Annotated in this window: 23 protein-coding genes; 12 read left to right on the top strand and 11 right to left on the bottom strand. The window is 46.7% G+C overall.

Annotated features, from left to right (window positions below; all coding sequences use genetic code 11):
• The 7 genes from HQM15_07380 to HQM15_07350 form a co-directional block, all read left to right on the top strand.
• Positions 1–527 (top strand): hypothetical protein (locus HQM15_07380; protein MBF0492585.1); only part of this gene is annotated, 527 nt, incomplete at its 5' end.
• Complete coding sequence (locus tag HQM15_07375; protein MBF0492584.1) at positions 527–823, top strand: hypothetical protein; 297 nt, start codon at positions 527–529, stop codon at positions 821–823. The genes HQM15_07380 and HQM15_07375, both read left to right, overlap by 1 nt.
• 44 nt (positions 824–867) lie before the next feature.
• Entirely contained in the window at positions 868–2,082 is a 1,215-nt protein-coding gene (locus HQM15_07370) for a hypothetical protein (protein MBF0492583.1), read from the top strand.
• Positions 2,082–2,579, top strand: a complete 498-nt coding sequence (locus tag HQM15_07365) for a hypothetical protein (GenBank protein ID MBF0492582.1) — start codon at positions 2,082–2,084, stop codon at positions 2,577–2,579. The genes HQM15_07370 and HQM15_07365 overlap by 1 nt, the downstream gene beginning before the upstream one ends.
• Complete coding sequence (locus tag HQM15_07360; protein ID MBF0492581.1) at positions 2,579–3,574, top strand: hypothetical protein; 996 nt, start codon at positions 2,579–2,581, stop codon at positions 3,572–3,574. The genes HQM15_07365 and HQM15_07360 overlap by 1 nt, the downstream gene beginning before the upstream one ends.
• A 30-nt stretch (positions 3,575–3,604) precedes the next feature.
• Positions 3,605–4,042 carry a hypothetical protein gene (locus tag HQM15_07355; GenBank protein ID MBF0492580.1) on the top strand — a complete coding sequence of 146 codons (438 nt, stop codon included), beginning with the start codon at positions 3,605–3,607 and terminating at the stop codon, positions 4,040–4,042.
• A gap of 25 nt (positions 4,043–4,067) precedes the next feature.
• Entirely contained in the window at positions 4,068–4,280 is a 213-nt protein-coding gene (locus tag HQM15_07350; protein ID MBF0492579.1) for a hypothetical protein, read from the top strand.
• Between the two features lie 18 nt (positions 4,281–4,298).
• Here HQM15_07350 and HQM15_07345 read toward each other — a convergent pair whose 3' ends face one another.
• The 4 genes from HQM15_07345 to HQM15_07330 are packed head-to-tail and all read right to left on the bottom strand — an operon-like array spanning position 4,299 to position 8,044.
• Complete coding sequence (locus HQM15_07345; GenBank protein MBF0492578.1) at positions 4,299–5,075, bottom strand: hypothetical protein; 777 nt, start codon at positions 5,073–5,075, stop codon at positions 4,299–4,301.
• A 13-nt stretch (positions 5,076–5,088) separates the two neighbouring features.
• Positions 5,089–5,244 (bottom strand): FeoB-associated Cys-rich membrane protein, encoded by a 156-nt coding sequence (locus HQM15_07340; protein ID MBF0492577.1) that lies wholly within the window; start codon positions 5,242–5,244, stop codon positions 5,089–5,091.
• Positions 5,241–7,337 carry a ferrous iron transport protein B gene (feoB, locus tag HQM15_07335; GenBank protein ID MBF0492576.1) on the bottom strand — a complete coding sequence of 699 codons (2,097 nt, stop codon included), beginning with the start codon at positions 7,335–7,337 and terminating at the stop codon, positions 5,241–5,243. The genes HQM15_07340 and feoB overlap by 4 nt, the downstream gene beginning before the upstream one ends.
• Positions 7,334–8,044, bottom strand: coding sequence for a metal-dependent transcriptional regulator (locus HQM15_07330; GenBank protein ID MBF0492575.1), 711 nt, complete (start codon positions 8,042–8,044; stop codon positions 7,334–7,336). Before HQM15_07330 ends, feoB begins: the two co-directional genes overlap by 4 nt.
• A 73-nt stretch (positions 8,045–8,117) precedes the next feature.
• On the opposite strand from HQM15_07330, the gene HQM15_07325 reads away from it, so the two are divergent.
• Positions 8,118–8,753, top strand: a complete 636-nt coding sequence (locus HQM15_07325; GenBank protein MBF0492574.1) for a cation transporter — start codon at positions 8,118–8,120, stop codon at positions 8,751–8,753.
• Here HQM15_07325 and HQM15_07320 read toward each other — a convergent pair.
• Both HQM15_07320 and HQM15_07315 read right to left on the bottom strand, forming a co-directional pair.
• Positions 8,750–9,397 carry a metal-dependent transcriptional regulator gene (locus HQM15_07320; GenBank protein MBF0492573.1) on the bottom strand — a complete coding sequence of 216 codons (648 nt, stop codon included), beginning with the start codon at positions 9,395–9,397 and terminating at the stop codon, positions 8,750–8,752. The genes HQM15_07325 and HQM15_07320 overlap by 4 nt on opposite strands.
• Before the next feature lie 6 nt (positions 9,398–9,403).
• Positions 9,404–11,365, bottom strand: coding sequence for a ferrous iron transporter B (locus tag HQM15_07315; protein ID MBF0492572.1), 1,962 nt, complete (start codon positions 11,363–11,365; stop codon positions 9,404–9,406).
• A gap of 84 nt (positions 11,366–11,449) precedes the next feature.
• Here HQM15_07315 and HQM15_07310 point away from each other — a divergent pair, with 84 nt between their 5' ends.
• From HQM15_07310 to HQM15_07295, 4 genes are all read left to right on the top strand, one after another.
• Complete coding sequence (locus tag HQM15_07310; protein ID MBF0492571.1) at positions 11,450–12,691, top strand: U32 family peptidase C-terminal domain-containing protein; 1,242 nt, start codon at positions 11,450–11,452, stop codon at positions 12,689–12,691.
• Positions 12,692–12,790: 99 nt separating this feature from the next.
• A complete protein-coding gene (locus HQM15_07305) occupies positions 12,791–13,123 on the top strand; it encodes an endonuclease domain-containing protein (GenBank protein MBF0492570.1) in 333 nt (110 codons plus the stop codon).
• A gap of 122 nt (positions 13,124–13,245) precedes the next feature.
• Complete coding sequence (locus tag HQM15_07300) at positions 13,246–13,836, top strand: hypothetical protein (GenBank protein MBF0492569.1); 591 nt, start codon at positions 13,246–13,248, stop codon at positions 13,834–13,836.
• On the top strand, positions 13,833–15,014 hold the full coding sequence (locus HQM15_07295) for a class I SAM-dependent RNA methyltransferase (GenBank protein MBF0492568.1): 1,182 nt from the start codon (positions 13,833–13,835) through the stop codon (positions 15,012–15,014). The genes HQM15_07300 and HQM15_07295 overlap by 4 nt, the downstream gene beginning before the upstream one ends.
• 159 nt (positions 15,015–15,173) lie before the next feature.
• Here the strand turns inward: HQM15_07295 and era are convergent, their stop codons facing one another.
• Genes era through HQM15_07270 form a run of 5 tightly spaced genes read right to left on the bottom strand, consistent with a single transcriptional unit; the run spans position 15,174 to position 19,576 of the window.
• Positions 15,174–16,046 carry a GTPase Era gene (gene era / locus HQM15_07290; GenBank protein ID MBF0492567.1) on the bottom strand — a complete coding sequence of 291 codons (873 nt, stop codon included), beginning with the start codon at positions 16,044–16,046 and terminating at the stop codon, positions 15,174–15,176.
• Positions 16,047–16,061: 15 nt separating this feature from the next.
• Entirely contained in the window at positions 16,062–16,820 is a 759-nt protein-coding gene (rnc, locus tag HQM15_07285) for a ribonuclease III (protein ID MBF0492566.1), read from the bottom strand.
• A complete protein-coding gene (gene mtaB / locus HQM15_07280; GenBank protein MBF0492565.1) occupies positions 16,798–18,111 on the bottom strand; it encodes a tRNA (N(6)-L-threonylcarbamoyladenosine(37)-C(2))-methylthiotransferase MtaB in 1,314 nt (437 codons plus the stop codon). The genes rnc and mtaB overlap by 23 nt, the downstream gene beginning before the upstream one ends.
• Positions 18,108–19,181: a tRNA 2-thiouridine(34) synthase MnmA gene (mnmA, locus tag HQM15_07275; GenBank protein ID MBF0492564.1), complete on the bottom strand. Its 1,074-nt coding sequence runs from the start codon at positions 19,179–19,181 to the stop codon at positions 18,108–18,110. The genes mtaB and mnmA overlap by 4 nt, the downstream gene beginning before the upstream one ends.
• Complete coding sequence (locus HQM15_07270; protein ID MBF0492563.1) at positions 19,178–19,576, bottom strand: hypothetical protein; 399 nt, start codon at positions 19,574–19,576, stop codon at positions 19,178–19,180. Before HQM15_07270 ends, mnmA begins: the two co-directional genes overlap by 4 nt.
• Positions 19,577–19,578 lie beyond the last annotated feature (2 nt).

Genomic DNA, 19,578 nt, shown 5'->3' with positions numbered 1-19,578 from the left:
TTACCGAAGGTATGGCGGTGGTTCTCTCCGAACTCTCCCAAGACAACTACACGGGCATCGGCATCAGCATGGGCGGCGGCATGTGCAATGTTTGTCTCTCCTTCCTGTCCGTACCTATCATCGTTTTCAGCGTTCCCAAGGGTGGCGATGACATCGACTTGAGCGTCGCGCGAGTGGTGAATGAGACACGAAACCGAGTAAGGGTGCTTAAAGAAGAAACGCTCGATTTCTCAAGACCTCCCCGGAACAAGATGGAGAACGCTTTTGAAATCTATTATGACGATTTGATTTTGAGCGTCTTAAGCCAACTCTCCGCCGTACTTTCACAGGCTCAGAATATGCCCAAACTTCATCAGGCGATCCCCATCGTTGTGGCGGGAGGAACCTGTATGCCCAATGGCTTCAAAGTCAAATTCGAAAAAATCCTAAAACAGGTCTCTCTCCCCATCCAGATCTCGGAGGTTCGTATCGCCGCAGATCCAATGAGGGCAACAGCCCGAGGGGCCCTGATCAGTGCGGGTGTCTAATGTTACAAGTTGACCAAAGAAAAGATCTAAGAATCAATTCTATCAAGGCCCAGGTGGGTTTATCTGAAGACCGCGTCTACGACGTCTCAAATATCTCACAAGATGCTCTGCTGGCGGCCAATCCGTCTGGATTTGACCCTGAAATGGTCCAAAAGCTAAGTGCAGGTCCGTTTGAGTTCGAGCTGATCGATCCTACCTCCAACAGCAGCCTAAGTCTTCTCGGCGAAATCATCCGATACGTGGAAGAAGGCGGGGTAACAGATGGAATTGTCATTGGTTTCAAATTTCTTGAATAAAAAAGAATACCGTATCAAATAAATAGTCCGTAAACGGGAGACATATGGCTGATCTGGAAAAATGTGTTGCAATAGGCGGTGAGCTTGGGACTTCCACAAGCAAATTCTGTTGTGAAGATACCATCGTAATTTTTTCTTCGGTGGTTGGCTCGGCCCTTTCTGAAGGAATGGAGAAAAGCTGGAGACTGATGAATCGGACTGCGGATACGCGGTGGATCAAAAATCTGGCTGTCTTTGACGACAGCAGGAATTGCTGGCGCTACGTGGGAGCGATGACCCGAAATTCGGAGATGACCAACTGGTTCACCAACAAGGGGCTGATCCAGAATTACGAAGACGCTTTTCTGGCCATCAAGGCGGGGGTATTTCTACAAAATCTGGAAATGAAGGAACGCGGCAAACCCATTACCAACATAGGGTTTGGTTTCGGCATCACCGTTCATCATGGCGAAAATGTCATCGAGGAATTCCTGACCTATATTCAGAATAGACTTGTCGTCCGCAATGACAAGAAGTTCCTGTGCATCAAGGCGAAGAACGTGGCGTTGAATGAGGTGATGGAGATTGAAGTCGAACTTGATTTTTCGGTCATGCAGTATCAGGCCTACGGGGCCTACATGGCCTTCCTGTTCAAGAAGTTCAACATGGAAATTTTCAATACCTATGTCATCGATGTGGGGCATGGAACCTGGATCAAACTGCCAATCATCGACAATGAAGCGGATGTGAACCTGGCCGATTCGATCTCCGAAGGCATCCACACCATCACCAAAAATATCAGTACAGTCATCTTTGAATCCAGCGGGCAGAAGTTTAAAATACCAGAGCAACGCATCATGGAGCGGCTGCCGCGCAAGGAGTTTATGATTGAAGTGCCGGGTGCTGGCAATTTTGATTTTACGGCCCTCCTCAAAAGAGAATCCGAGGACATGGCCAAACATATTGTGGAATGCCTCTCGAGTGACATCGCGGCCCTATCGAGAAAAGGGAAATCTATCGATTACTTTACCGTCATCGGGGGTGGGGCTCACCTGTTGTTTGATTCAATCAAAAAAGAAATTGGTCGATATTTTTCCTGGTCTCCGGAAGTGCTAGACAAAAAAGTCATCTCGGCATCCGAAATTGGCGTAGATCCCCGCTATATCAACTGTGTCGGCTTCATGCTGTTGGCGCGTGACCAAATTGCTGTTGAGCTTGGAAGAGATGTGGACCAGAAATTCAGCGTGAACAAAGTGATCCAGGAAACCCAGGAGGCGTGATGAATCCCTATCTTTTAGTCATGGATACCGAACTCAAAGACTTGGTCGGCCAACTAGCCAGCTACCACCCGGAGGGTTCCAAGAAAATACTCAAGCTGGTGCTGAAGCTTTACTTGAAGCTCCTGGATAAAAGTAAACGAAAGGGCCGCGATCCCATTCTGGCCTTGCGGGATCTCGTCGAAAAAATAACGGAGAGCGGTTCGGATACAGCACAGGATAAGATTTCTCAACTGGATGCCCTAATGGAAGCAAAAACCGTCTCCGTGGGTAATTATGAAAACACCCCTATCTTTGAAGATATTCGAGAGATCAAGAATGTCCTTCGGAACCTTCATGTGGGAGGAGTTGGGGGTGGCAATACTATTTCTGCCCCAAAACAGGAACTGGATCCCAGTGAGGCCGCCAAGCTTGTCACCCTGGTAGAAGCGGCTCCCGTGGAACGAAAGAATTATAAGAGTTTGAGGATGGGAAAATCGCAGAGAAAAATTCAATTCTAGTGAAAAAAATTCTTATCGATCCAGGAGATTTCTACACCAAAACTCATGTCTATGAGGTCACTGGGCGTGGCCCTGAGTCTTATGGTCAGTATTTTTTCCCATCGATCAGTGCCAGGACACAATCGAACGAATCGCAGGCGCTCCGCTACGAACAGGAAGGCAGCTTCTATTCGGTGGGGTATGATTGCCACGAGGCTGGCTTTGATTCTTTACATGGCAAAGCCGGAGACTTCGGCAGTGACTGTCTGAACGGGTTGCTGATCCTGAAAAAAATCATCTTTGATTATTCGGCAAACAATGAAGAGATTGAGCTGGGAATCCTTATTGAGACCCCTTACAAACAGAAAATCTGGGGGGAAATTGTTGAACACTTGAATCAGTCCGTTTTGACCGTCTCGGCGATTCGAGGGTTTGATCAGGCGCGGATTCAGAAGACCGTAAAGCTCCAGACCGCTCTTCTAACCGCCGGGGACAGCCTTCTGAATTTCTTGAGGACCATCAATAGTGAATTCGAATCTGCCCTGGTGGTGGATATTGGTTATCATACGACAAAGATCTATATCGCCAATTCTATTGAAGGCATTGCATCCTTCCAATTGCTGGATATTGGTATTTGGAATTACTACAAGATTGTCTTTGGACGACTTCTGGAAAATAAAATAAAGCCGGACTATTTCTGGGTGATCAAGCAGATTGAGGCCGGACTCAGTCAGTTGGAATTTGAATCGGGAGACCTGGTTGACATTTCACAAATCACCGATCAAACCCGATGGGATCTTAACAAAAACCTAACTGGATTCATTTCTGATTTTCTGGTGTCTTATTTTACCAATGTCACCCAATGGGTAGAGATGATGGTGGTGACTGGGGGAGGAGCATCCTTCATGGGAGAGCTGCTTGTCGAAAGCCTTAGAGAGGGAGGGCTCGACATGGAGGATATTTATATTGAAAAGTTTTCGCTCTATGCTAGGGTCAACCACCTAATTTCCAATTGATTGAGAACAAGATTTTATGAGGGCTTCAAAATGACTGCAGAATCCACAGAAGCAAATCTCGAGCTGGAAAAAAACTCGGAAATCGTTGTACCGACAGAGCTTGAAAAAGCTATCGATGAGAATGTCGAGAGGGCCAAGGCCTTCCTCAAGAAAACTTCCTTTTATACCGGAAAGTGCTCCGCCTATGTATCGGCCTCCTTTAAGAAGGTAGCGCAACGATGCCGCAAAATAGATTTGGGAAAGATTAATCTAAAGAGGGGTTTCAGCAAAGTTCGTTTGGGCGAATTCAAAGGGGGAAATTTTTTGAAAATAAAGCCCCTCAAGCGGGTTCTTGAAAAAGCCGACCCCTTAGAGAATGACCAAGATTATTTAACTCTGGGTCGGGACATCGCCGAGGTCATTAAAAATGACGCGACCAGTGAGGATCTAACGGTGATCGATCCTTCCAAATATAATTTTTTAACTTAAGTATAAGTATTTCATGCGGAGGAAAATGTTTATGTACAGTATTCTGGGCGGAATTGTTGCACTGCTTCTAAGTATCTGGGGCTTTGTCAGTTGGTGGTATATCTTTGTGGATATTTTCAAGGGTGTCGTCCCTCTTTTGTTGCTCATCTTCGGTATCATGGCACTTGTCGCGGGAATCAAACAAATGCAACGCGAGAATCTTCCGACCAAGAAGGTCGAGAAGGCTGAGGAAAGTTAGTCACGAATGTGGATGATTTCAGAAGTTTCTAGAAACAATCAACTTCAAGACCAGGGCATCTGAATCTGCTGTGAAGCCATGACCGATGCCGAATTCTACAGCGTAGGGCTTGGGGTTAAAATCAACCACCCCAAATAGTGACTGAGCTTGCTGGTTTCCGAAATCCTTGAACTGACCAAAGTCTGCATAGTGCTCTAACGCCACGGCCCAGACTGGAGACAAGTTGTACGCGACTCGTAGAGCCGGAACAAAAGAGGTCTCACCGATATCATAAAAGTTGTAATCGAAGATCGGGTTGAAAATAAAATCGAACTTTCCGACACGCGTTCCAATAATCGGCCGGATTTCGCCGGAAAAGCGACGCTCATCCCACTGGGGCCGATTGTAGCTAAACTCAAAATTAGCCCCGTAGAAAAATTTTCGCTCGTTGGCATGAGGTGAAACGAAAAGGGTCCGCAGTTTGAAGGCATTCACATGGACATGACCCTCTTCGGTGATTGAATAAACAGGGACATAAGCACCCAGCTCAAACCAGTCTGTGACACCATAACCAAATTCAGGAACTCCATTCAGCGAATGCCGAGGGACAAGTCCGTCGGGGAAACCTGGCGTCGACCGGCCCAGCGCAATGAAATTATTGTGCAGCGTAATGCTAAACTCGCGAGGTTTGTTGATCTCCCCGGTATACACCTGAATCTCGTCGGTCTGCGCATGAAGGGGTGAGCTGACACAGAACCAGGAGGCCAACCCCATAATCATAACAATGACAATACGGATTATTTTTGAGGATTTCATTTTTTTCTCCCAATTATTTGTGGCAAGATCCTGAACAGCCACTACAACCCGATTTGCTTCCCTCCTTGGAAGACGTCTTTCGAAAGGCTCGATAGATCTTGAAGCCAACAATGACCGCAGTAAGCGCCACAATAACAATCACCGCGACGGTATCTATATTTATAGTCATACAAAGAACCTCGAAATATTGAAAAATAGAAACGAAAGGACATACGCAATTGCCGTAAGCCCTCCAAACTGAAGCAGGGCCCATTTCCAGCGGCCAGATTCACGCCGGGTGATGGCAACGGTGGCCATGCAGGGTGTAGCGATCAACAGATACAACATGAGGGAGAATCCAACCCGCGTCGAATAAGCGTTCCGCAGCTTTTCCTGGAGGCTACTGGTGTTTTCTTTCACATCCCCCAGTGAATACAACACTCCCATTTGGGCGACAAAGACCTCCTTGGCCACAAAGGCGCCGATCAGTCCCACGCCGATCTTCCAGTCAAAACCCAGAGGACGAATGACGGGTTCGATCAGATGACCAACACGTCCGGCTACGGAGTAAGTCAGAGACTCGGCAGCACGAAGATGTTCTACTTCCTCCGGAGACAGCGCTTGCACCCGCCCCGCCTGGAGCTCTGCATCGATCTCGAAATGTTCTTTCTTGGGATAGCTCGTCAGACACCACATGAGGATCGAGACAGCAAGAATGATGGTCCCTGCCTTTTGAAGATACAGCCACGCACGCTCGATCATCCGGTTGATGACCGCACGAAGAGTCGGCAGCCGGTAAGGCGGCAGCTCCATCACAAAAGGGGCATCCTCTCCCTTGAGGACGGTCCTTCGAAGCAGAAAGGCCAGCAGAAAGGCCAGGAGAATGCCTATCATATAGATCGCCCACATCATGGCAGCGCGCTGGTTCTGCGCAAAAAAAGCTGGAATGAGGAGCATCCAAATCGGAAGCCGGGCCCCACAGGACATGAGCGGCAGTACCAACATGGTCGTGAGACGGTCACGCTCGTTCTCCAGTGTCCGTGTGGCCATGATCGCGGGGACACTGCATCCAAACCCGCTCATCAAGGGGATGAAGCTCCGTCCGTGCAATCCAAAAACATGCATGAGCTTGTCCATCAAAAACGCGGCCCGGGCCATGTAGCCGGTGTCCTCCAGGATTACCAGACACATAAAGAGGAGCACGATATTGGGCACAAAACCCACCACCCCACCCACGCCTGCGATAATGCCATCCACCAGGAGGGAGCGAAGTGCCGAATCGGAACCGACGGGCCAGAGGCTGGAGAGGTGGATAGACAACCATCCAAAACCATTTTGTATCCACTGCACCGGATAGTCCCCCACCGTGAAAGTAATCCAGAAAGTTGCATACATGATCGCCAAAAATATGGGCAGTCCCAACACGCGATTGGCCAGAATGGAATCAATAAAATCGGAGATCTTTCGGGCATTCTCATGAGGTTCTTTCAGGGTCACTTCCCGAAGAAGTCCATCCACAAAACCATAATACTGTTCAGTAATATAAAGCGAAATGTCACGACTGGTTTCAGCCTCGATGGCTGCACGCCGGACTTGTACGAGGGAGAGCGTCTCGGAAGCGGCTGTCCCGTACTTCTTCAGGGCCTCGATGGTCTCCGGATCGCCCTGCAGGAGGCGGACCGACTGCCAGAAACTCCCTCCAGGTTCGTGGCCAAACTTGCCGGAAAGACTCTCTCGAATTCTGCGGACAGCTTCCGTAAGCCGTTCGCCAAGGACCAGGCGGCTTGCTTGCAGTGGCGTTGCTGCTGTCCGTGCCACCGCTTTCTTTAATGCGTCAATTCCGATCCCTTTGTAGGCAACGGTTTCCACGACAGGAAATCCCACCAACTTTTCGAACAGTTCCCGATCGATTTTCTGTCCAGACTTCTCCGCCTCATCGGCCATGTTCAAACAAAGGACAATCTTGCTTTCGAGTTGCATCAGTTGACACAAGAACACCAGACTCCGCCTCAGTGCCGTCGAATCCACTACAAAGACAACAAGATCGTGATTACTTTTTAACAATTCTTTTTGGGCAATTTGTTCCTCGGGAGAATAACCGTTCAAGCTGTAAGTACCTGGCAGATCCAGGACCTCATAATTGACATTTTCCCATTGGTATTTCCCCTCACGTTTCTCAACCGTGACCCCAGGATAGTTGCCAACGTGTTGGCGCGAGCCGGTCAACACGTTAAAAATGGATGTCTTCCCCGAATTCGGGTTTCCTGCCAAAGCAATCTTCATGCTTCACTCCGTTCTTTCAATACAACGACCGCTTCAGCTTCTTTACGCCGTAGCGAAAGCTGGCCTCCCTGCAGTTTGATCCAGATCGGGTCTCCGACAGGCGCCCGTCGCTCGACACCAATGAGGGTATCTGGCATAATGCCCATATCCAGCAAGCGCTGCCGGATTGCACCTTCTCCACGGATCTCAACAACCTTTGCCTGCTCACCCTGTTTCAATCCGGCGATGGTCATTTTCATTTTTTCACGAGACGAGTTGCCAGTTTCCTTCTCCTTTGCTGTAGCAAAGCGCTGAAAACTCGCCATCAATCGCATGCCCTCAGGATCATTTTTGGTGAATTCAATAAATCTTTCCAGGCGATCCATCCCTTCACTTGAAAGAGAATGCTCCATGGCGCACGCATCAGTTTTGGCGGTGGATTCGGGCATGTTGAAAACATTTTGGAAGAGATGCACCAGCAAGCGATGCCGCGAAAAGATCCGGATGGCTTCGATCTCGCCTTGGGGAGTGAGTTCGATATATTCCCGCTGCGTATGCTGGATCAGACCCAGTTCATCCAGTCGCTTGAGCGCCGGCGACACGGATGAAGAATTGACATCGCGCGCCAGGGAGATATCTCTGACGCGCGCCACCTTTTTCTCTCGTATCAAAAGGTAGATGGTTTCGAGATAATCTTCGAGAGAACTGGTTAATGGGGTCGGTTTCATGCTCACTCTCCTAAAATAAGTCATAACTAGTAATGATAGACATGTCTATCAAAAAATGCTTTATCTATAAAATATGTACAAATCTCTTATCCGACAAGCTGTTTTTCTTGCGTGGTTTACAATCCTTTACAATCTTGTGGAAGGAACGGTTTCGATTGCCTTCGGAGCTGGTGAGGATTCCGTGTCACTCTTCGGCTTTGGCATTGACAGTCTCATTGAAGTCGCTTCGGCCTTCCTGGTACTCCTGAGGCTGCGCGGTGAGAGCGAGCAATCCATTCGGCTGTCTGTGGACAGAGAGAGAAGAATAAGCCTGACAATGGGTATACTTTTTCTGCTGCTGGCTCTGGTGACAATTACGGGATCGTCCTTTCAACTTTTCCAGAAGGGCCATCCCTCCACCACCTTACCGGGCATGATCATTTCACTCCTGAGCCTATCGTTCATGTTCGCCCTCTGGATCTCCAAGCGAAAACTGGCTCGTCTACTCAATAGCGCCGCGCTCCTGAATGACTCTCAATGCTCACTGGCCTGCATTAAACTCTCCCTGGTACTCCTGATCGGCAGCCTGCTCTTCTGGATCTTTCCTGCACTGTGGTGGGCTGACAGTATCGCTGCAATTGTGATTGCAGCCTTGATTGCCTGCGAGGGCATGAACATGATTCGATCTGCACGCAGCCCAGAGTTTTCAGGCGGATGCGGGTGTTGCTAGGTCGTCGGCCAGACGTAGATTTCCTGGCCCACGGTTTCATCCATCGCGATTTCGGTGTGATCGATACGGACGATGATGGCGGGATATTTTTGGTGCAGCTCCAGGACGACGCCGGGGCGTAATCCCATCGAGCAGAATTTGTGCTGGTTCACCTGGTTGAAGGTCCGAATATAGGCGATCCTCCCCATTTCTCCAGCATTCATGTCACTCAGTGATTTCACCACCTGCCGGACTTCGGACTGCATGCGCTTGCAACAATCACCCGGAGGAATCTTGGTGCCAAAGGGGCATTCCAACGGATGTCCCATCATGGTGCAGATACTTTCTTCAATTTCTGGAAAAACCACGTGCTCAAACTCACACGCGATTTCGTGCAAGCGAAGGTCTTTGATTTTCAATACGTGATACAGAAGAACCTGTGCAAGTCTCTTTCTTCGGACGATTTTCTCAGCGGCTGCACGTCCTGCTGTAGTCAGGGACAAATCGTCATCGCGGGCATGAACGAGTTCGTTTTTGGCCAGATCTCCGAGCAGTTCTGGAGTCAACGGAACCTTGCATAAACTTCGAACCGTATCGATCCGATTATCATTTTTTTCAGAAGCCTCGTAAATCGATTCTAAAATTTCGTCAGTTTCAATACTCATAGGACCTCACAGCGTCACGTTCAGTTTTGTCAGTACCCAGTTCAAAAATCCACCCAGCAGGACCGCATAGGGAATGGTAAAGGCCAGAACACACAGGGCCAACTTGAGTCCCCTCTCTTTGATGAGTGTGATCATGGCATTGATGCAAGGGACACAAAAACTGAGCAGTATCAGGTTAATTAATATTTGAACATGGGTAAAGAGTTGCAGATCGGCATATTGCGACAACATCGCAATGCCACTTTCCCGCCGGATCATGGACATGAGAAAGACGGTGACGCTTTCCACCGGGAGTCCGATAAAACCGACCAGAAGGGGTTTTAGAATCCGGCCGAGCAGAACAATGCCCCCCAATTTATCGATGATAAAGATGCTGAACATGGACAAAATAAAAATGGGAACCGCCTCGACCAAAAAGCCATAGGTCCTTCTGGTCGCCCCAGAGATCAACGATCTTAGATGGGGAAGCCGCATGGAGGGCACTTCAAACAAGAAAACAGAGGCTGGACTTTTGATCAATTGATTCAACGCAAGACCCGCCAGACACACTTGCAGAAAAATAATCCCAAAAAAAAGCACATAAGCCAGCCCTGTCATTTTTGACAACAACACCAGGGCAACACCCAGGAGCGGAGCACACGGGATTCCCAGGACCAGCAGCACACTGGCGATGATCTTCTCTTTACGCCCATCTAAGATTCTCGTCGTGATGATGGCCATCGTGATACAGGAAAAACCCAGCAACAGCGGAATGATCCCCTTCCCCGTCATCCCCAGTTTCTTAAAAAAACGTTCAAAAAGAATGGTGAGACGGGCAAGATATCCGGACGATTCCAGAACCCCCAAGGCAAAATAAAATGTCAGCAAGACCGGAAAAACAATACCAAACGCCAGTGTAATCCCGGTGCTGAGGATGCCGTATTTCCCCATGAACATTTCCTGAACAAAGGGAGAAGGAATATGCGAAAAGACCACAGTCATATACGGATTAATGATCTGCCCAAAAAGTTTTTTTTCTAAAAGATCCACCAAAAACTGGGCTCCAAACCGCCCCACAAAAAAATAGAGCCCCGTGAAAACCAGAAGAGCAATCGGAATGCCTGTAGCAAGCCTCGTACTGTAAACTCCCAAGCGATCCATGAAGGGAATCTTGATATCGGTAGACAGCGTCACGACCTGCCGAGCAATCTGCTCAGCCTCAGAATGGTAGATATTCGTCAAGAGGTTCGGGATATTTTTTGCGCCTAATATTTGACGGGTTTTAGCAACGAGCTGATGAACACTTTGCCCGACAGTCTCTCCACATTCCTGTACGATATACTCAGAGGCCGCCGAATCACCGGTCAGGGCTGCCAAAGCCAGCAGACGGCGATACTTGAGCCGGGAAAGCGTCAACTTTTCGAACTCATTGAGATAGGTCTCGATCGATTCTGTGTAACGAATGGGCTTACCGATAGGCAATTCACTCTTCGTGATATTTTTGATAGGCGAAATGCCAGAGGATTCGATCGCTACCGTAGAATTGACCGTAACTCCCAAGAGCTTGGCTAACCTGTACGTATCAATCACCAGTCCTCGGATGGAGGCTTCGTCAGTCATGTTCAGATTCAACAGGATCGGAACACCAAATTCCTGGTAATAAAAAAACAACGCGAGAGATTTCGCCAGCGATTTTGCATCGGCGACAAAAAGGATTCCCTTCACATTGTTCTGCAGGAAAAGCTTGCGGATGATGAGTTCATCTTCATTGTCGGTAAAGGTGAAATTGTTGCCGGGAGTATTAATGAGTGAGGCATCGGTTCCTTCAAACTTGCCATGTTCCAGAAAGACATGGGTCTCCTGGAATTTTTCTTCTGTAATTCCTTTAAATCCGGCAAGTCGTCTCGTGAGGGTTGTTTTGCCCGTATTGCTTCTGCCGACCACGATGTAAACATCCTTAGGGCTCGGATTTTCGTTTTTGGGGGACATGAAGAACCTTTCGCTGCCGGACTCTATAGCGAAGGATAATGGAGTTGACTAGCGGAAATTGATCGACTGTGCTAGCTCAGAAAGATAATGAAAAACCCTGAGCTCCTTGTCCCTGCGGGGAATCTTGAAAAACTTAAATTTGCTTTCGCCTATGGGGCCGATGCAGTTTATGCGGGGATCCCCCAGTTTTCACTACGCGCACGTGAGAACGGTTTTCGGGACGAATCCATTCTTGAGGGAGCGGAATACGCGCACCAACTGAATAAGAAATTTTATCTCACTGCGAATATCTTGGGTCACAATCGCAAGATAGATCTCTTCACCAAAAAAGTAGACGAAATGATGCAGGCCAAACCCGATGCGCTCATCATGGCAGATCCAGGACTGATCCATCTCGTCAAAGAAAAACACCCGGAAATACCCGTCCACCTTTCGGTTCAGGCTAACGTGATGAATTGGGCTGCCGTGAAATTTTGGCATAAAATGGGAGTAGCCCGCATCATTCTTTCACGCGAACTTTCCATCGACGATATTAAATTTATTAAAGATAAAGTCCCCGAAATGGAACTGGAAGCCTTTGTGCACGGGGCCATTTGCATTGCCCATTCCGGCCGCTGCCTGCTTTCCAATTATTTCGGACACCGCGATGCCAATCAAGGTCTCTGCACCAACTCCTGCCGTTGGCCCTATAAACTGTATGCAACGCCCGCAGATTATTATCTCGAAGAAAAAGAACGTCCTGGTGAATTCATGCGCATTGATGAAGATGAGCATGGCACCTATATTATGAATGCCCGCGATTTGATGGCCATCGAGCATCTGAAAGAAATGTGGGAGGCAGGTTTGGATTCTTTCAAAGTCGAAGGCAGAACCAAATCAGTTTATTATTTGTCGGTCACCACTAAAGCCTACCGTCAAGCCATTGACGACATGCTCGCCGGCAAAGCCTTTAATCCAGACCTTTTAAAAGAACTCCACAAAATCCACAACCGTGGTTACACGCCCGGATTTTTAGTGGGGAAAAAGGACAGTTCTCTTCAACGTTATGAAAGCGGTGTAACGGATATTTTTACCCAGGAATTTGGTGGGATGATTTTAGAAAGTAAGCCAGGGCGTTTGCTTGTGAGCCCCAAAAACAAATTGAGTGTAGGCGATAAACTGGAAGTGATGAGCCCTGAAAAAAATTTCAATTTTACGATTGAAGCAATCCAGAGTGAAACAGGAGAGGCTTTGGAATCTCTGCATGGCGGCAGTTTCCCGGGTTGGCTGCTGGGGGATATTCCGCAGGTGGGGGAGTATTCGATTATTTCGAAGGGGGTCTTATGAAAAAAGACTCATCGTAGAAACGAGTTGGTAAATTAGAAATAGGCAGCAAGGATTCCCCTCTCCCCTTGGGGGAGAGGGTCAGGGTGAGGGGAAAAATAAATGGGTGCACTGGTTGGCGTTTCAAAATTACTCAGAAAGAAAAGTACAAATACAGAAAATGATCTTTGGTACTATTTGAGATCCAGGCATTTAAAGGGATTGAAGTTTAGAAGACAACATATTCTTGGCGCTTATATTGTGGATTTCGTATGTTTGGAAAAGCGGATTGTGATTGAATTAGACGGAAGTCAACATATTGAATGTGCGAACAAAGACAGTGAGCGTGATGAATGGTTAAAGTCAGAGGGGTACAAAGTATTACGATTTTGGAATAATGAATTTTATGAGAACCGTGAGGGAGTGTTGAGTAAGATATTGGAAGCAAGTGAATGAACCCCTCACCCTGCCCTCTCCCCCAAGGGGAGAGGGGAATAAATGAATGAATTAAAGTATATTATTTTATCCACTCGATGGTGCGAAGACCAAAAAAAATTTAAGAGGTAAGAGAAAGTTAAATGGCTATGGATGAACAAAATAAAAATATAACACTATTGGCTTCTGCCAGAACTACTTGGTTTGGATGGTTTTTATCAACCGTCACGTTATCTTCTGTGATTTTTGGATATATTGTAAATACTTTTTTACAGAAAGAAAATTTGAAATGCCCCTATTTATTTTTAGGGGCGGCAATTATTTTTATAATGGCTATTCTCTTTGGCGTATGGAAAGCAAAAGTTATTATAGAATTCCAAATTAATGAATTGCATGCACTTATTAATAAAGCCGCCGGCGCTGAACTGAATGAAAGAGAGAAAGAACTTCTTAATAAAAATAAGAAACCAGATAATTCCTCAGATTACTTACTTTTCATATTTGTAGTAGGCGTATTTTTACTCCTAATATCCATAATTTTTGAAGTTAATTTCCCTTTTAATACTTCGGTAAATTTTTTTGATAAATTGCAAAACTCTTGTTGTCACATAGGCAAATTTTTACCAAAGCCAACCCCTTCGAAGATAGAACCACTAATCGAATCTAAAAAAATTCCAGAAACTCAAAACAGAACACCTTTACAACTTTCAATTGATAGGCCTTCGGCTCTATGAGCTTCTTCACCACCCCCAAACCCATCCTCATCATCTGCAACAAACGCCTCTCTCCTTATCTCGAACAGGAAGTGATCAATTTGGGATTCACGCCGGAAAGCACTTTCACGACCGGCGTAGAAATAAAAGGGACCCTCAACGACTGTATTCGCCTCAATTTGAATCTGCGCTGTGCCAGTCAGGTGCTTTATTTGCTGAAAAAATTTCCAGCCACCAGCCCTCAAGAAATTTACAACACCTTACTTACTTTTCCCTGGGAGAAAATCCTTCCCAAAGACGGCTATATTTCGATTACTTCAGCCGTCGATCACGCGACCGTGAACAATAGTTTATTCATGAATCTCAAGGTGAAAGATGCCATTGCGGATCGTATGCGCGGTACAACCGGGAAACGGCCTGATTCTGGACCTCTCTTGGATCACAGCGTGGTTCATTTGTTTTGGAAAGATGAAATTGCCGAAATCTTTATCGATACCAGTGGTGAAACACTGGCCAAGCACGGGTACCGCAAGATGCCCGGTAAGGCACCCATGCAGGAGCCGCTGGTCGCAGCTACCCTGATGGCGACCCAGTGGGATAAGGTCTCCCCTTTCATTAATCCCATGTGTGGTTCGGGGACAGTGGCCATTGAGGCGGCACTGCTGGCGACCCATCGCCGGCCGGGCCTGCTTCGAAATAATTACGGCTTCATGCATTGGAAAGGTTACGACAAAGCAGTTTATGAACAGGAACAACGCAAACTGAAAGAACAAATCAAAGAAGTGCCCGATCTTCTTATCCAGGCTAGCGATATCCATTCAGAAGCCGTCAAAACCTCTCAAATCAACGCTGCGGCGGCAGGGGTAGAAAAATATATTCAATTTACAGTGGGCGATTTTGAAATAACCCCTCTTCCGGATCCACTTCCCGAGCAACGCTGCGTTATTTTTTTTAATCCCGAATACGGAGAACGCCTGGGAAAAGAAAGTGAACTGGAAGACACCTATCGTCGCATGGGCGATTTTATGAAGAAAAAATGCAAAGGCTATTGGGGCTATATTTTCACAGGCAATCTGGACCTCGCCAAAAAAATTGGGTTAAGACCTCATCCCCGACTTGAGTTTTATTCGGCCAAAATGGATTGCCGCTTATTGCAGTATGAGTTGTATGCAGGAACTCGAGACAAAAAGTCGGAATAGACTTCTTTCCTAACCTACTGCGCAAATGCCCTGCGGCGTTGCGGTTCCCCCGTTTTTCCTCACGTACAACTCGTACGCTGCGGAAAACGGGCCCCACCGCGCCTTGCAGGCCAACTGCTCGTGACGGTTAGGAAAGAAGTCTAATAAAACTTAGGGCCCTCAATACCCCAACTCCTTCAAAACACTTTCTTTCTTTGTCCAATCCTTCACCACTTTTACGAATAAACTTAAAAACACTTTTTTGTCGCAAAGCTTTTCCAATTCTTCTCTGGCGGCTTGTCCTACTTTTTTAAGCACCGCACCTCCCCTGCCCACCACAATGGGTTTTTGCGATTCTTTTTCCACAAAAATTGTGGCAGCAATTCGGTTGATTTTGGTTTCTTCTTTGTATTCTTCAATGACCACAGCCAGGGAATAGGGAATTTCGTCACTGGTAAGATGAAATAATTTTTCTCGTATAATTTCAGAAGCCAAATAACGCATGTCTCGATTGGTGATTTGATCTTCAGGGAAATAGGCCGGGCCTTCGGGAAGATATTGTGGCGATTGATTAAGAATTTCCTGAATTCCATCAGAACCGAGGGCAGAAATGAGAAAGATTTCTTTGGCCTTACACTTTTTTCTCCAGGCGTCGACAAATGGCAGTAGATCAAGCTTATCTGTCTTATCAATTTTATTAATCAGTAAAAAATAATTTTTATTTTTGGCTTCTATCTCCTGGATAAAACCAAAATCCGCCTGAGTGGGGGCTTTAGGATCCACCATGTAATAAATAAGGTCGGCCTCCTCAATGGCCGATTTGGCAGCATCCACCATCAACTGATTCAAACGCTTGTGGGCTTGATGTAAACCGGGGGTATCGAGGAACAGAAGTTGCCCTTCTTTGTGATGGACAATGCCCAAAAATTTTTGGCGAGTCGTTTGAGGCTTGTCACAAACAATGGAAAGTTTAGCACCGAGCAAAGCATTGAGCAGTGTGGATTTCCCAACATTTGGAGCCCCGAGGATGGCAATGTAGCCAGATTTGAACATGGGTTTTTCTCTTAACTAATGCGATGTCGACGCTACAACATTCTCAGGCTGAGGCATCATTTCTATCTTCAACAAGGCCCTCTGTGCAGCCAACTGCTCTGCATCTTTTTTATTTTTTCCAGAACCCGTCCCGTAGATTTCATTATTGATCATCAAATTCACTTCAAAGGTTTTATCGTGATCAGGCCCTGTCTGAGCCACCAGGCGATAACGGGGAATCGTCTTAAATAAATTTTGGGCTGTCTCTTGAAGTTGGGTCTTGTAATCTTTATAAAACCCTTCATCCGTCACGCGCCTAAGCAATTTTTCGGCATGCAAGCGAACCACCCTGCAGGTTTTTTTAAAACCTCTATCCAAATAAAGGGCCCCCAATACTGCCTCGTAAGCATTGGCCAAAAGCGAGTTTTTTTCGCGACCCAACCCCAAAGCTTCACCTTTCCCTAAATAAAGCTTATCGCCAATACCAAAATGCCTCGCCATGGCCGCCAGGCTTTTTTCGTTTACCATTGCTGCCCGTTGTTTAGACAATTCTCCTTCAGCCGCCTTGGGAAATTTTTCCATCAAGAGATCAGAAACCACGAGTTCCAACACCGCATCACCTAAAAATTCAAGGCGCTCATTGTGTAAGGTAGCATCCAGTTTTTTTTCATTAGCATAAGAACGATGAGTTAAGGCGTGGCGCAAATGAGCGCGCTTCTTGAACTTCACGCCCAAGGCCTTTTCCAACTCTTTGAGTCGACGTCTTTCGTCGCTAAATAATTTCTCCAAAAACATAGTCACCCTCGTAGCCAGTGATCTTGCAACTGACAAGTTTTCCTTTTAAATCTTCATTCGCCACCACATAAACCGAAATAAAATTTCGGGAGACCCCTCTTATTTTGTCGGAAAAATGCTCGGGAAAATGCATAGCCTTTTCTTCCAAAATGATTTCCTGGATACTGCCTTTTTGACTTTCGTAAAATTGATTCCTCTTCTCTTTTGAAAGCGCAGTCATTTTTGAAACTCGCTCCCTTTTTTGGGCCTGAGAAACCTGATCCTGAAAATTTGCTGCACGAGTTTTCTCTTTGGCCGAATAGGGAAATACATGCAAGTAATCTAGGGGACTCTCTTGCATTAAGCGGTAACTTTTTTCGAAACGCTCTTCGTTTTCGTAGGGGAAACCAGGCATAATATCAGTTCCCAGACAAACACCAGGAATTTTTTCCTTCAATTTTACACCAAGGTCCAAAAACTCTTGAGCCGTATAACGCCGTCGCATCAGCTTTAAGATTTGATCTTCCCCGCTTTGCACGGGGATATGCAAATGGGCACAAAATATTTTGGAGCCGGATAAAAACTCAATCATTTCTTCGGTGACTTCTTCAGGATCTATCGAGGACAGGCGCACGCGATGAATGGGGACCTCGTCTTCAATGCGCTTCATTAAGGCCAGCAAATCCGTTTGGGGACTCAGATCGCGGCCGTAAGTACCAATATGAATGCCGGTAAGCACCGCTTCGTAGTATCCAATTTCAGACAAGCGATGCAATTCATCCATCACCAACTGAGGCAAGAGACTGCGGTTTTTCCCGCGCGCAAAGGGAATCACACAGTAACTGCACATCTGATTGCAGCCATCCTGAATTTTTAAAAGGGCCCTTGTATTTTTTGAATAGGAAGAGAAATCGGAGCTAAAAATGGCTTCTTCTTGAAAAATATCTTCAACCATAATTTCAGGGACTAAGGGTTTTGATTGTTTCAGCAAGTCCAAGATCGATTTTTTTTGAGTATTGCCCACCACAAAAGCAACGCCCTCCACACCCGCTAAGGCTTTGGGATTTACTTGGGCAGAACAGCCCGTCACCAAGATACAAGCCTCCGGATTTTGTCGATGCAGCCGACGAATGAGATAGCGCGCTTCTTGATCGGCATTGTTAGTGACCGTGCAGGTATTGAGGATATAGGCATCCGCAGGCTCTTTCGTATCCACCAGACGCCAGCCTTCACGCGCCAGCATGCCTTCCAAAATAGCCGAATCGGCTTGGTTGGCTCGGCAACCCATGGTGAAAATGGCGACGGTTTTCATAACCCCCTCTCTATCCAGCCCCCCCCCAACACTTCGTCCCCCCGATAAAACACCAAGGCCTGTCCCGGCGTAATCGCACGTTGCGCTTCTTTGAAATTTATCTGGTAATCCCCATTCTCCAAGGCTTGAATCTGGCAATCCGCTGGCTCAGTCCGATAACGAATTTTTGCACTCATCCACTCTTCCAACGCTGGCGTAGAGCCTATCCAGCCTACTTTGGAAGCTAACAAGGAATTCTGATACAAGGCTCTATCTTCCGCTAAAGTAATTTGGTTCGTTTCAGGATTAATTTTTTGGACGTAAAATCTTTTTCCCATCGAAAGATTTATTCCTCGACGTTGGCCAATCGTATATTTGTGGATGCCCTCATGCTTGCCAATCACTTTACCCGAGAGATCGATATAATCCCCTGGTGGAGGATGTCGCCCCTCGGCTATATAGGAATCTAGAAAAGCCCCTGGATCATCGTTGGGCACAAAGCAGATCTCCATGCTTTCGGGTTTGTCTTTGGTCTTCAAATTGTATTCGCGTGCGATTTCCCGAACTTGAGGCTTGGTCAGATGCCCTACGGGAAACATCATTTTTGAGAGTTCTTTTTGACCTAAAGAGAAAAGGAAATAACTTTGATCTTTTTTGGAATCTAGCCCACGGAGCAGCTGGTAATTTTCGCCCGTTTTTTGAATGCGTGCATAATGACCCGTCGCTACAGATTGCGCCCCCATTTCCTCAGCCTTTGCCAAAAGCGCATCAAATTTGATGTCCCGATTGCAGAGCACACAGGGGTTGGGAGTGCGCCCTCTCAGATATTCGGAGGCAAAAACATCCACCACTTTTTCATTAAATTGTTCTTTAAAATTTAGGGCGTAAAAGGGAATCTCCAAGGCATCACACACACGCCTGGCATCATTAAAATCTTCCAGCGAACAGCAACCGCTGACTTTGAGAGATGGATCCATCGGCATCTCCCGCAGCTTCATCGACACTCCAATCACTTCATGACCTTGTTGCTTTAAGAGCAAAGCAGCCACAGACGAATCCACTCCACCACTCATGGCACACAGAACTTTCATGGCTGATTCAACTTTTCGATATATTCACAACCGGGAAGCTTGCTTGCACTCTGCAACTCCTGACAGTGCATTTTTTCGATAGTTTTAATACAATTCACATTTTCATCTTGGGTCACTTCAACTTTTTTATTTTTGGGCAAGCGATCATAGGCCTGGGTAAACGCCTCTTGAGTTTCTTTCAAACACTCTCCTGCAGGAAGTTTTTCTTTGGAACATTCATCTGTCCTCTTACATAAAACTTCTGCCGTGCTTTTGGCAACCTCTGCAAAAGGAATGGATTGGGTAGTTGCAGGGGAAGGCATTGTTTCTTGAGTTTTTGTTTTCTCTTTGGCTTGCAGGCTAAAAAGTGAGAAATTTAAAAAAATAACTAGCAATAAGCACGCGATAGTTTTCATAT

It is taken from the genome of Deltaproteobacteria bacterium, assembly GCA_015233135.1.
In the GTDB taxonomy this organism is placed as follows: domain Bacteria; phylum UBA10199; class UBA10199; order JADFYH01; family JADFYH01; genus JADFYH01.
This window is presented reverse-complemented; position numbering and strand designations above follow the sequence as displayed.